Here is a 12,317-nt window from a genome sequence, read left to right as displayed (position 1 = left end):
GATTACAGGGAATATATGAAAGAAAATCCCCGAGCGGAATCCGTAATCTTTCGACATCCCAAGGCAGTAGATAAGGAAGATTCAAGTGGCTATCAGTGTGCTGACGGCATTTTGGGCCGTGTCGATGCTGTTCGTGATCACCCCCGGTGCAGACTGGGCTTACGCCATTTCGGCAGGCATGCGCGGGCGCTGGGTGATGCCCGCAGTGGCGGGGATGTTGTCGGGGCATTTCCTGGCGACACTGGTGGTGGCTGCGGGTGTAGGCAGCCTGTTGGCAGGCCACCCGCTGGCGCTCACCCTGCTGACCTTGGCAGGGTGCAGCTACCTGCTGTGGCTGGGCGGCAACCTGTTGCTGAGCCCGGCATTGCCCGAGGCCGGGCAGGGTGGTGAGGGGGAGTCGGGTTCGCGTTGGGCGTTGAAAGGGTTTTGCGTCAGCGGCTTGAACCCGAAAGTGTTCCTGCTGTTCCTGGCCTTGCTGCCGCAGTTCACCGACCCGCAGTCGAGCTGGCCGGTGCCTTTGCAGATCTTGCTGCTAGGCCTGGTGCACCTGTGCAGCTCGCTGGTGATCTACTCACTGGTCGGCTATGGCGCCAAAGCCGTGCTGAGCACCCGGCCGGGGGCGGCGAAGCTGGTCGGGCGGGTATCGGGGGTGGCGATGATTACCGTGGCCCTGGGTTTGATAGCCGGGCAGATCAACTGATTTCACCCGTGACAAATGGCTTCAGATACACTCGCCGCAAACCCACGCACAACCAGGATGTGCCCCATGCCTGAAACCACCCAACTGCTTACCTTCGCCCTGATCTGCCTCGGCATGGTGCTGACCCCGGGGCCGAACATGATCTACCTGATCTCCCGTTCGATCTGCCAGGGCCGCAAGGCCGGGTTGATTTCCCTGGGGGGTGTGGCTCTGGGCTTTGTCATCTACATGTTTTGCGCGGCCCTGGGCATCACGGCGCTGGTAATGGCAGTTCCCTTTGCCTACGACGCGCTGCGTATCGGTGGCGCGCTGTACTTGCTGTACCTGGCCTGGCAGGCGCTGCGGCCCGGTGGCCGTTCACCCTTCCAGGTCCGTGAACTGCCCGCCGATAGCCCGCGGCGGCTGTTCACAATGGGGTTTGCCACCAGCCTGCTCAACCCTAAGATCGCCGTCATGTACCTGTCGCTGATGCCGCAGTTCATCGAACCGGGCCATGGCAGCGTACTGGTGCAGTCGCTGGTGCTGGGTTCGACACAGATCGCCATCAGCGTCACGGTCAACGCGATGATTGCGGTCATGGCTGGGTCCATCGCCGTGTTTCTGGCTGGCAGGCCGCTGTGGCAACAGGTTCAGCGGTGGTTGATGGGCACCGTGCTGGCAGGGCTGGCGCTGCGCATGCTGGCAGAAGGGCGCCGTTGATCGTCCATTGCGCTGCAATGGTATCAGTGGCTGCTGGCCGAGGCGTCTTCGGCCGAGGCCGCAGGCGGATCCTCCTGTGGCAGGTAAAGGGTGAAGGTGGTGCCCTGGCCGGGGATGCTTGCTACCTGTACATCGCCCCCGGACTGCTTGGCAAAACCGAACACCTGCGACAACCCGAGCCCGGTACCCTCACCCGGGGCTTTTGTGGTGAAAAACGGGTCGAAGATGCGCTCCAGCAGTTCGGCGGCAATACCCACACCGCTGTCGCTCACCGAAATCGCCGCGAACCGGGCTGGCGGTGAAGGCTGGCCGCGCAGGGCAGGCAGGCGCTGGTCAGCCTGCAGGCGCAGCTGCAAGGTGCCTTCGCCGGCCATGGCGTCGCGCCCGTTGAGCATCAGGTTGATCACCGCGGTTTCCAGCTGGCTGAGATCGGCGCGGATGTGGCACGGCGCCTGCGGTAGTTGCAGCTCGACCTGGATGCGCGCCCCGGTGGCGGTGTCGAGCATGTCGGCCATGGCTTCCAGCCGTGGCCCGGCCTCGAACACTTCGGGGCTGAGGGCCTGGCGGCGGGCGAAGGCCAGTAGCTGGCCGGTCAGTTTGGCACCACGGTGGACTGTGTCAGATATGGTCTTGATGTAGCGCTCGCGGCGTTTTTCATCAAGGTTGGGGCGCTGCAGAAAGTGCAACGACGAGCGAATGATCGTCAGCAGGTTGTTGAAGTCGTGCGCCACGCCACCGGTCAGCTGGCCGATGGCTTCCAGCTTCTGGGCCTGGCGCAACACTGCCTCGGTGTGCACCAGCTGGGTGGTGCGCTCGTCGACGCGGTGTTCGAGGGTGGCATTCAGCGCCTCCAGTGCAGCCATGGCCTCACGCACTTCGGCATGGGCCTGAACCCGCTGGATATGCGCCCAGCAACGCTCGGTCACTTCGCTGATCAGCGCCTGTTCGTAGGGTGTCCATGTGCGCGGTGCGTTGTCATGGATCGCCATCAGCGCGATGAGGCGGCCGCCTTTGATCAGCGGCATGCAGATGGTGGCGGTAATGCCGATGGCCTGGAAGGTGGCGGCTTCGTCGGCGGCCAGTTCACTGAGGTTGTCGTTGATCACCAGCGGCAGGCCGCTGCGCAGGCGGCTGAGTGCCAGACGGCCGAAGTCGTGCAGTTGGTACTGGCCCACCAGCCTCGGCGAGCCGGGGGCCACCGCGTCGCCACAGATGGTAAAACCGTCCTCGTCAGCGTCCATCACCGCATACGCGCAACTGGAAAGGCCCAGGTGCTCGACCATCATGCGCGTGGTGGTGTCCAGGATCTGGTCCGCGGCGGTGGCGTCGGCTATGGCACGGCCGAGTGCGTCGAGAAAGTTGAGGTGCCTGTTGGCGAGCACGCTGGTGGTGGTTTCGGTGACCGTGTCGAGCATGCCCAGCACCTCGCCATCAAGGCCGCGAATCGGGCTGTAGCAGAAGGTGAAATAGGCCCGCTCCGGGCCGCCGTTGCGGTCGATGATCAGCGGAAAGTCTTCGATGTACACCGCTTCGCCAGCCAGGGCACGGTCAGCCATGCTGCCAATGTCGGCCCAGGCTTCCTGCCACACGTCGCGGAAGGGGATGCCAAGGGCCAGGGGCTTGCGCCCGAGAATCTGGGTGAAGGCATCGTTGTGCAGGGTGAGCAGGTCCGGGCCCCAGAGTACGGCCTGCGGGAAGCGCGAGGCCAGGCACAGGGCCATGGTGGTCTTCAGCGCATCGGGCCAATGTTCCAGTGGGCCCAGGGGGGTACTGGCCCAGTCGTGGTTGCGGATGCGTTCGGCCATCAGCCCGCCGCCGTCTAGCCATTTCGCCATGTGCTCTGTCGGTCCTTTATTTCAAGGTCTTTAGGGTGCACCGAGAATAGACGGTTGGCGAGTATTTTGTGGTGGTCTGTGCTAGCGAATGAAGTGCACCTTGCCGGTGTCATCATTGCCCATGTAAATGCCATACACCCCAGCCTGCCGCTCAAGGATGTAGCGCTCGAGAATCTGCCGGATTGCCGGGTAGTAGATCTCGTCCCACGGAATCTCGTCGGGTTCGAAGAACTTGTATGCCAGGGTCTCCGGCCCGTACTGCCCGGTTTCTTCGGTGACGCTGGCGCGGAAGATGATGTACACCTCGCTGATTTTCGGCACGCTGAAGATGGAGTAGGGCGAGACGATGTCGGCACGCACGCCGCTTTCTTCCCAGACTTCGCGCAGCGCCGCCTGCTCGGTGGTTTCGCCAGCCTCCATGAACCCGGCCGGCAAGGTCCAGGTGCCGGGGCGTGGCGGGATGGCGCGCTGGCACAACAGGTATTTGCCATCGCGCTCAATGATGCAGCCGGCGATGATCTTCGGGTTGATGTAGTGGATGTAGCCGCAGCCGGTACAGTGCAGGCGTTCGTGGGTGTCGCCTGTGGGAACGCCCCGGGCCAGTTCCGTGGTGCAGTGCGGGCAATAGCGCGGGGCGGTAGGCATGATCAGCGACCTATGCGGGGTTCCTTGAGGGCCAGGGGCTCGACGATGTCGCGCACCTTGGGGTTGTCATCCTGCTTCTGGCGCAGGTAGTCCAGGGCCACCTTGGCGGCAGCGCGGACGTGGTCGACCGAAGCCTGGTGGGCCACCAGCGGGTCGCCGCCCTTGATGGCTTCGACGATCTTTTCCATTTCGCGGTTGCTGGCGCCACGGCGGTTTTCCTGCGAGACCGAGGTGGCCCGCAGGTAGCTGATGCGTGCCTGCAACTGGCGCAGCTGCTGGGCCGCCACCTGGTTGCCGGAGCCTTCCAGCAGCACATCGTAGAAACCTTGTACCGAATCCAGCACCTGTTGCAGCTCGCCTTCTTCCAGCGCTTCGCGGTTGACCTCCAACGCACGTTCAAGGGCACGAATGTCCTTGGCCTTGGCGTTGAGAGTGAACAGCTGCACGATCAGGCCCTCGAGCACGCAACGCAGCTCGTAGATGTCGCGGGCGTCTTCCAGGGTGATGATGGCCACGCGCGGGCCCTTGGCGTCGGCAAACTCCACCAGGCCTTCAGACTCCAGATGACGCAGGGCTTCGCGTACCGAGGTGCGGCTGACGCCAAGGCGGTCACAGAGGTCGCGCTCGACCAGGCGGTCGCCCGGGAGCAGGTGGAAGTTCATGATCGCCGCGCGCAGCTTGTCTAGCACGATTTCACGCAGGGTAACGGGGTTGCGGTTGACCTTGAAGCTGTCGTCGAGTGGCTGGCGTTTCATCAGGTGCGCTCTTTAAGAGGCTGTTGCGCCAACATCGCGGAACGCCCCGAACCGAGGCTTTCCATGCAGTGGTTCGAACAGCCCGTTGTTATCGGGTTGACTCCGCATCGGCTTCGGCAAACGCTTCACGGGCCAGGCGGAAACTGTCCACCGCCGCGGGTACGCCGCAATAAATACCGACCTGGAGCAGAATTTCGCGAATCTGTTCACGGCTCAGGCCATTACGCAATGCACCGCGAATGTGCAGCTTGAGCTCGTGGGGCCTGTTGAGCGCGGAAATCATGGCCAAGTTTATCATGCTGCGCTCTTTGAGCGACAAGCCTTCGCGGCCCCAGACGTGGCCCCAGCAGTATTCGGTGACCAGCTCCTGCAACGGCTTGGTGAACTCGTCGGCGTTCTGGATCGAGCGGTTGACGTAATCCTCGCCCAGCACCTGGGTGCGGATGGCCAGGCCTTTGTCGTACTTCTCGTTACTCATGTGCCGTACTCCGGAAGAAAAAAGGGAACGGGGGCAGCAAAGCAGCCCCGGCGGTCTCAAGGTCAGCCCAGGGGCGGCAGGGCGCCCAGTTTGCCCTTGTGATAAACCATCGGCGTCACCGGCTCGGCCGGCAGCACCAGGTTCTTCACTGCGCCGACGATGATCGCGTGGTCACCGCCGTCATACTCGCGCCACAGTTCGCACTCGATGATCGCCGTCGCCTTGGCCAGCAGCGGGTTGCCCAGCTCGCTCAAGTGCCACTCGACGCCCTTGGCCTTGTCCTTGCCCTTGCCCGCAAAGGCATAGGCTTCGGCGGTCTGCTCGGCGGACAGCAGGTGAATCGCGAACTGCTTGCTGTCACGCAGGATCGGGTAGGTGTCGGAGGCGTAGTTGGGGCAGAACAGTACCAGCGCCGGGTCGATCGACAGCGCGCTGAAGGCGCTGGCGGTGATGCCGACAATGGCGCCGTCGGCGTCCAGGGTGGTGACTACCGTGACGCCGGACGGGAAAGAGCCCATCACGTCTTTGTAGATGCCGGGTTCGATCATCTCGTGTTCCTCCTAGCGCATCACGAACGGGTCGGGCATCGGCGCGGTGGACAGGTTGATCCACACGGTCTTCAGCTCGGTATAGGCCAGCACCGAATCGATGCCGCTCTCACGGCCGTAGCCGCTGTTCTTGAAACCACCAATTGGCGCCATGGCCGACACGGCGCGGTAGGTGTTGACCCAGATGATCCCCGAGCGCACGTCGCGGGCCAGGCGATGGGCACGGCCCAGGTCGCGGGTCCAGATGCCGGCTGCCAGGCCGAACTGCGAGTCATTGGCGATGGCCAGGGCTTCCTCTTCGGTCTTGAAGCGGATGACCGCAGCGACCGGGCCGAACACTTCTTCCTGCATGATGGTCATCGAGTTGCTGTCGCACTCGAACAGGGTCGGCTCGTAGAACCAGCCGTCACCGTCGACCTCGGCACGCTTGCCGCCCATGTGCAATTTGGCGCCTTCAGCCTTGGCCGCAGCCACCAGGCCTTCGACCACGGCCAGCTGCTGTGCGGTGGCCATGGGGCCCATTTCGCTGGCGTCGTCTTGCGGGTTGCCGATGCGGATGCGCTTGGCGCGGGCAATCAGGCGCTCGACGAACACATCGAAGATCTCGTCCTGCACCAGCAGGCGCGAACCGGCCACGCAGCTTTGCCCGGAGGCGGCATAGATGCCGGCCACTGCACCGTTGATGGCGCTGTCCAGGTCGGCGTCGGCGAAGATGATGTTCGGCGACTTGCCGCCTAGCTCCAGGGAGAGCTTGGCAAAGTTCTCGGCACTGCTGCGCACCACATGGCGGGCTGTAGCGGCGCCGCCGGTGAAGGCGATCTTGCGCACCAGCGGGTGGCGGGTGAGTGCTGCGCCGGTGGTTGGGCCGTAGCCGGTGACCACGTTGACCACGCCAGCCGGGAAGCCGGCTTCGAGGGCCAGGCGGGCCAGCTCGAGGATGGTCGCCGAGGCGTGCTCGGAAGGTTTGAGCACGATGGTATTGCCCGCAGCCAGGGCCGGGGCCAGCTTGATCGCGGTGAGGTACAGCGGGCTGTTCCACGGGATGATCCCGGCCACCACGCCGATGGGCTCGTGCACGGTGTAGGCGAACAGGTCGGGCTTGTCCAGCGGCAGGGTGCCGCCTTCAAGCTTGTCGGCCAGGCCTGCGGTGTAGTGGAAGAACTCTGGCAGATAGCCGACCTGGCCGCGGGTTTCGCGGATCAGCTTGCCGTTGTCACGGCTTTCCAGCTGGGCCAGGTGTTCCTTGTTCTCGGTAATCAGGTCACCCAGGCGACGCAGCAGCTTGCCACGCGCGGTGGCGGTGATGCTGCGCCATTCCTTGCTTTCGAAGGCACGCTGGGCGGCCTGCACGGCCAGCTCGACGTCGGTTTCGTCAGCGTCGGGAAGCTGTGCCCAAGCCTGGGCGGTGGCCGGGTTGAGGCTGTCGAAGGTCTTGCCGCTCTGGGCATCGCGCCATTGGCCGTCGATGCACATCTGGAAACGAACGAGGGTCATGCAACAATCCCCTTGGCGGATTCGGTGAGGGTGCGGGCTTGCGCGAGGAAGTCCAGCAGCATCTTGTTGACTTCACGGGGTGCTTCTACCGGCATCATATGCCGTTGCTCGGCGAGGACCACACTGTGCGCACCCGGGATGCTGGCGGCGAGCTGGCGGGTCATGGCCGGTGTGGAGCCCGAGTCGAGTTCGCCCGTGGCGATCAGCGTCGGCACCTGGATGCTGCCCAGGTCGCCGGCGCGGTACATGTCCTGGGTGGCAAACAGCGAATACGTGGTGTGGTAGCCCTGCGGGTCGTTGCTCGCCAGCACCTGGCGAATCGCCGCAACCTGCGCGGGGTTGGCAGCCTTGTATTCACGGCTGAACCAGCGGTCGAGGGCGGCATCGACGTTGGCGTCGGGCCCCAGTTCGGCAGCCTGGGCGGCACGGGCGATCACGCCGGCACTCTGCTCGGGTGTGCGGTTGAACACGCTGTTGAGCACGACCAGTGCAGCCAGGCGCTGCGGGTAGTTAAGGGCAAAGGCACGAGCAACCAGCCCGCCCATGGAGAAGCCGATCACGGTCGCTTGTTGAATTTGCAGGTGCTCGAGCAGTTCGGCGAGCTGGTCGGCGTAGCCTTCCAGCGGCGTGTCGGCAGCCGGCACGCGGCTTTGACCATGGCCGAGCATGTCGTAGGCGATGACGCGGTAGTCGTTGGCCAGGCCAACGATCTGACCGCCCCACATTTCCTTGTTCAGGCCCACGCCGTGGATCAGTACCACGGGTTGGCCCTGGCCTACGGACAGGTAGCTGGTGCCGGCAGGTGTACGTTCAGCGACAGGCTGAATCATGGAGGGCGCTCCTTGAAGGTCGGGCACGGCGGGAAAGCACGCCACGCCCCGGCCCGTCTTGGTTGTTGTTATTGAGCGTTGGCTTTTTCGGCAGCCAGTTCTTCCAGGTCGATGTAGCGGTTGCCGATGCGCGGGTGCAGGCGGCCACCGTCGGCAGCGCCCAGCACCACGACGATTTCATCGGCGCGCGGGGCGTCTTCGATCTGCATTTCCAGGGTGATGTAGTGCGAACGCAGGCCTTCGTCGTCCTTCTGCATCATCGGGATCTGGATCGAAGTGCCAGGGCCGCCGCGCTTGTTGGTGAAGCTCAGGTAGCTCTTGGCCTGGACCGCTTCGCGGTAGTGGTTGCCGAAGCGCAGGGTGTGGATCACGGCCGAGGCATGCTCGATCTCGCCGTCGGCGCCGACCACGGCAGCTTTACCGTAGGCTTCGATCTTGTCGGCACCGCCGATGGCAGCGGTGAGGCGCTCGACCATCAGTGCACCCAGCTCCGAGCAGTTGGCGCGGATTTCGGGCTTCAGATCTTCAACGAAACCGCGACCGGCCCATGGGTTCTTGATCACCACGGCCAGGCCGACCATGGTCACCGGCTTGTCGGTGGCCTTGCCGCCTTCGATGCGGGTCTCTTCGGAGTAGGTGACGATCTTGCGGATTTCGAAACTCATGGGTGGCTCCTGGTGAGGGTTATCAGCTCTTGTTGTCTGATGGTATACCATAATATTTGTTGTGCAAGAGGTGTCTGGAAATTTCTCTCGGTGGGGGGACGAAAGGTGGCCTGATGCCTTGATTTCTCTGCTGTCTGTACTGGCCTCTTCGCGGGCTTGCCCGCTCCCACAGGGACTGCACAGGTTTCAAAAAAAAGCCCGCTCACGCAGGCCGAAGGGGCCCACGGGAGCGGGCGCGTCCCGCAATGATTCAGGCAATGGGAATTCAGGCGAACGCCGGCACCACTTCCTTGATGAACAGCTCCAGCGACTTTTTCTTTTCGGCGTGGGGCAGGCTGTTGTCGCACCAGAAGCTGAACTCGTCGACGCCGAGCTCCTGGTAGTACTTGATGCGCGCGATGATTTCTTCCGGGGTGCCGATCATGGTGTTCTTGCGGATGTTCTCCAGCTGGAATGCCGGCACTTCGGCAAACTTCGATTCCGGGCTCGGCTCCAGGAAGCCGTTGACCGGTACGGTCTTGTTGCCGAACCAGGCATCGAACGTCCGGTAGAAGCGCGAAATGGCCTGGGCGCCGATTTTCCAGCCTTCAGGTTCCGCCGGGCTGTGCACGTGGGTATGGCGCAGCACCATCAGTTGTGGGCGCGGCACGTCCGGGTTGTTGTCCAGGGCGGCCTGGAACTTGTTTTTCAGGTCCAGCACTTCTTCGTCACCCTTCATCAGCGGGGTGACCATGACGTTGCAGCCGTTGGCCACGGCGAAGTTGTGCGAATCGGGGTCGCGGGCGGCGATCCACATCGGCGGCGTCGCGTTGAACGGTTTCGGCACGCTGGTGGAGGTGGGGAACTTGTAGACTTCGCCGTCATGGGCGTAGTCGCCTTCCCACAACTTGCGTACCACAGGCACCATCTCGCGCAGCGCCTTGCCGCCGTCGGTGGCCGGCATGCCATTGGCCATGCGGTCGAACTCGAACTGGTAGGCGCCACGGGCCAGGCCCACTTCCATGCGGCCATTGCTGATTACGTCGAGCAGGGCGCATTCGCCGGCGACGCGGATCGGGTTCCAGAACGGCGCGATGATGGTGCCGGCGCCCAGGCGGATCTTCTCGGTGCGCGCGGCCAGGTAGGCCAGCAGCGGCATCGGGCTTGGCGAAATGGTGTACTCCATGGCGTGGTGCTCGCCAATCCATACCGTGCTGAAACCGCCGTTTTCGGCCATCAGGGTCAGTTCGGTCAGGTCTTCGAACAACTGGCGGTGGCTGACCTGTTCATCCCAACGTTCCATGTGTACGAACAACGAAAATTTCATGGGGCTTTCCTCAACGCTTGAAAGGGGCTGGCGCCTGGCAGGGTGGGCACCAGTGGTCACGATTCAGAATAGGCTTCAGGCAAAGGCCGGCAGGCTGGCCATCTTGCCGCGGCAGTACACCATCGGCCGTGGCGCTTCTTCGGGCACGATCAGGTTATGCACCTTGCCGACCATGATGGCGTGGTCGCCACCTTCATATTCACGCCACAGTTCGCATTCGATAACGGCGGTGGCGCCGGCCAGGATCGGGTTGCCCAGTTGGCTCATGGACCACTCGATACCGCTGGCCTTGTCCTTGCCCTTCTTGGCAAACGCATAGGCTTCGGCTTGCTGTTCACCGGACAGCAGGTGAATGGCAAAGCGCTTCTGCTTGATGAGCACCGGGTAGGAGTCGGAGGTGTAGTTGGGGCAGAACAGCACCAGCGGCGGGTCCATCGACAGGGAGGAGAAGGCGCTGGCGGTCAGGCCGACAACCGAGCCGTCGTCGTCCAGGGTGGTGATGACGGTAACGCCGGACGGGAAGGAGCCCAGGACGTGCTTGTAGACGGTTGCGTCGATCATCGGGAGTACCTCTAAAAGGCTGCGGTGGTCCGCGGTTTTTATCGTTGATGTGTCTGATGGTATACCGTAATACCTATTTTGCAAGCGGAATTTTCAAGCAAGGGTATTGCGCGATGAACGGCTCTAAGCCACGTGGAACGTGGCTTAGAGCGGTTAGGCGGTTTGTCGCAGGGGTTTCCAAAGCAGATCAGTGGACGCTTTTTCGTGCGGATCAGTGTTGTCAAAAGTTTGGAATACCATAATATGGTCCGCAGCTGAGAGGCCGCCTAGATGCGGTTTCCTTACAAAGATAAAAACGACCTTTCGAGCTGAATCCTATGTCCCAACCGTCATCGCAACACCAGTTTGTCGAGAATCACACGGTCGATTACGTTCCGCCTGCCGAGCGCCACGGGAAGGCGCGCGACCTGTTCACCCTCTGGTTCAGTACCAACATTGCGCCATTGCCTATCGTTACCGGCGCCATGGTGGTCCAGGTGTTCCACCTGAACCTGTTGTGGGGGCTGATCGCCATTGTGCTGGGCCATCTGGTCGGGGGCGTGGTCATCGCCCTGGCCTCTGCGCAGGGACCGCAGCTGGGCATTCCACAGATGGTGCAAAGCCGTGGCCAGTTCGGCCGCTACGGCGCGTTGCTGATCGTGTTCTTCACCGCGCTGATCTATGTCGGCTTCTTTATTTCCAATATCGTGCTGGCGGGCAAGACCATTCACGGCATTGCCCCGAGCATGCCGATGCCGGGTGCGATCGTGATCGGTGCCCTGAGCGCCACTGCCATTGGCGTGATCGGCTACCGCTTCATCCATGTCCTGAACCGCATCGGTACCTGGGTGATGGGGTCCGCGCTGCTGGCGGGCTTCATCATGATGTTCGCCCAGGAGCTGCCGGCCGACTTCTTCAGCCGTGGTGCATTCAACCTGTCGGGCTTTATCGCCACGGTGTCGCTGGGCACCATCTGGCAGATCAGCTTCTCGCCGTACACGTCCGACTATTCGCGTTACCTGCCGCGTGAAGTGGGCATTGCCAGGCCGTTCTGGGCCACTTACTTCGGCGCGACCCTGGGCACGATCCTGTGCTTCAGCTTTGGTGCCGTGGCGGTGCTGTGCGTGCCGGAAGGTACCGACGCCATGGACGCGGTCAAGCAGGCCACCGGCTGGCTGGGCCCGATTCTGATGGTGCTGTTCCTACTCAACATCATCAGCCACAACGCCCTCAACCTGTATGGCGCGGTGCTGTCGATCGTCACCGCGATCCAGACCTTCATCGCCGAATGGACGCCGAGCATCAAGGTGCGGGTGATGCTGGCCACGGTGATTCTGGTGGGCTGCGGGATGGTTGCACTGAACGCCTCGGCGGACTTCATCGGCCAGTTCATCGGCCTGATCCTGGCGCTGCTGCTTGTGCTGGTACCGTGGGCTTCGATCAACCTGATCGACTTCTACCTGATCAAGAAGGGCCAGTACGACATTGCGTCGATCTTCAGTGCCGACGGCGGTATCTATGGCCGTTTCAACCATCACGCCATCATTGCCTATGCCTGCGGCATCCTGGTGCAGCTGCCGTTTGCCAATACTTCGCTGTATGTGGGGCCGTATTCGAACATTGTCGAAGGGGCGGACTTGTCCTGGCTGTTCGGGCTGCTGGTGACGGTGCCGCTGTATTACTGCCTGGCGACTCGCGGCAAGGCTGCCGAGCAGGCGGGGCGGGTTGTGAGTGTCAACGACTGACAGATTGATGTTGCGGTAACAGTGGCCGCTTTGCTGCCCTTTCGCGACACGAGGCCGCTCCTACAGGGCGTACGCGG

The 12,317-nt window shown here is 62.8% G+C and carries 13 protein-coding genes; 3 read left to right on the top strand and 10 right to left on the bottom strand.

Translation table 11 applies throughout. From position 1 onward, the window contains the following. Positions 1-85 precede the first annotated feature (85 nt). Both SB765_RS04490 and SB765_RS04485 read left to right on the top strand, forming a co-directional pair. The gene (locus SB765_RS04490) at positions 86-700 is read left to right on the top strand and encodes a LysE family translocator (protein ID WP_016499255.1); all 615 of its coding nucleotides are present in this window, start codon (positions 86-88) and stop codon (positions 698-700) included. A 66-nt stretch (positions 701-766) separates the two neighbouring features. Then, positions 767-1,399, top strand: coding sequence for a LysE family translocator (locus tag SB765_RS04485; RefSeq protein WP_341798452.1), 633 nt, complete (start codon positions 767-769; stop codon positions 1,397-1,399). Between the two features lie 23 nt (positions 1,400-1,422). Here the strand turns inward: SB765_RS04485 and SB765_RS04480 are convergent, their stop codons facing one another. The 10 genes from SB765_RS04480 to SB765_RS04435 all read right to left on the bottom strand — a co-directional run bounded on the left by SB765_RS04480 (position 1,423) and on the right by SB765_RS04435 (position 10,516). Beyond that, the gene (locus SB765_RS04480; protein ID WP_410930989.1) at positions 1,423-3,234 is read right to left on the bottom strand and encodes an ATP-binding protein; all 1,812 of its coding nucleotides are present in this window, start codon (positions 3,232-3,234) and stop codon (positions 1,423-1,425) included. Between the two features lie 81 nt (positions 3,235-3,315). Beyond that, a complete protein-coding gene (locus SB765_RS04475; RefSeq protein ID WP_049275823.1) occupies positions 3,316-3,879 on the bottom strand; it encodes an NUDIX hydrolase in 564 nt (187 codons plus the stop codon). A gap of 2 nt (positions 3,880-3,881) precedes the next feature. Next, the gene (locus SB765_RS04470; protein WP_016499259.1) at positions 3,882-4,634 is read right to left on the bottom strand and encodes a GntR family transcriptional regulator; all 753 of its coding nucleotides are present in this window, start codon (positions 4,632-4,634) and stop codon (positions 3,882-3,884) included. A gap of 88 nt (positions 4,635-4,722) precedes the next feature. Continuing rightward, positions 4,723-5,112 (bottom strand): carboxymuconolactone decarboxylase family protein, encoded by a 390-nt coding sequence (locus SB765_RS04465; RefSeq protein WP_023047056.1) that lies wholly within the window; start codon positions 5,110-5,112, stop codon positions 4,723-4,725. A 62-nt stretch (positions 5,113-5,174) separates the two neighbouring features. Beyond that, positions 5,175-5,660 carry a flavin reductase family protein gene (locus SB765_RS04460; RefSeq protein ID WP_016487520.1) on the bottom strand — a complete coding sequence of 162 codons (486 nt, stop codon included), beginning with the start codon at positions 5,658-5,660 and terminating at the stop codon, positions 5,175-5,177. Between the two features lie 12 nt (positions 5,661-5,672). Next, positions 5,673-7,154: an aldehyde dehydrogenase gene (locus tag SB765_RS04455; protein ID WP_410930988.1), complete on the bottom strand. Its 1,482-nt coding sequence runs from the start codon at positions 7,152-7,154 to the stop codon at positions 5,673-5,675. Beyond that, positions 7,151-7,984: an alpha/beta fold hydrolase gene (locus SB765_RS04450; protein WP_016499262.1), complete on the bottom strand. Its 834-nt coding sequence runs from the start codon at positions 7,982-7,984 to the stop codon at positions 7,151-7,153. Before SB765_RS04450 ends, SB765_RS04455 begins: the two co-directional genes overlap by 4 nt. Positions 7,985-8,052: 68 nt before the next feature. After that, complete coding sequence (locus SB765_RS04445; protein WP_003256068.1) at positions 8,053-8,649, bottom strand: amino acid synthesis family protein; 597 nt, start codon at positions 8,647-8,649, stop codon at positions 8,053-8,055. A 265-nt stretch (positions 8,650-8,914) separates the two neighbouring features. After that, entirely contained in the window at positions 8,915-9,955 is a 1,041-nt protein-coding gene (locus tag SB765_RS04440; RefSeq protein WP_410910221.1) for an LLM class flavin-dependent oxidoreductase, read from the bottom strand. Between the two features lie 75 nt (positions 9,956-10,030). Beyond that, positions 10,031-10,516, bottom strand: a complete 486-nt coding sequence (locus SB765_RS04435) for a flavin reductase family protein (RefSeq protein WP_341798456.1) — start codon at positions 10,514-10,516, stop codon at positions 10,031-10,033. 317 nt (positions 10,517-10,833) lie between these two features. On the opposite strand from SB765_RS04435, the gene SB765_RS04430 reads away from it, so the two are divergent. Beyond that, on the top strand, positions 10,834-12,240 hold the full coding sequence (locus SB765_RS04430) for a purine-cytosine permease family protein (protein ID WP_341798457.1): 1,407 nt from the start codon (positions 10,834-10,836) through the stop codon (positions 12,238-12,240). Positions 12,241-12,317: the final 77 nt, after the last annotated feature.

It is taken from the genome of Pseudomonas sp. SIMBA_067, from assembly GCF_046534675.1.
GTDB classification, from domain to species: Bacteria; Pseudomonadota; Gammaproteobacteria; order Pseudomonadales; family Pseudomonadaceae; genus Aquipseudomonas; species Aquipseudomonas putida.
This window is presented reverse-complemented; position numbering and strand designations above follow the sequence as displayed.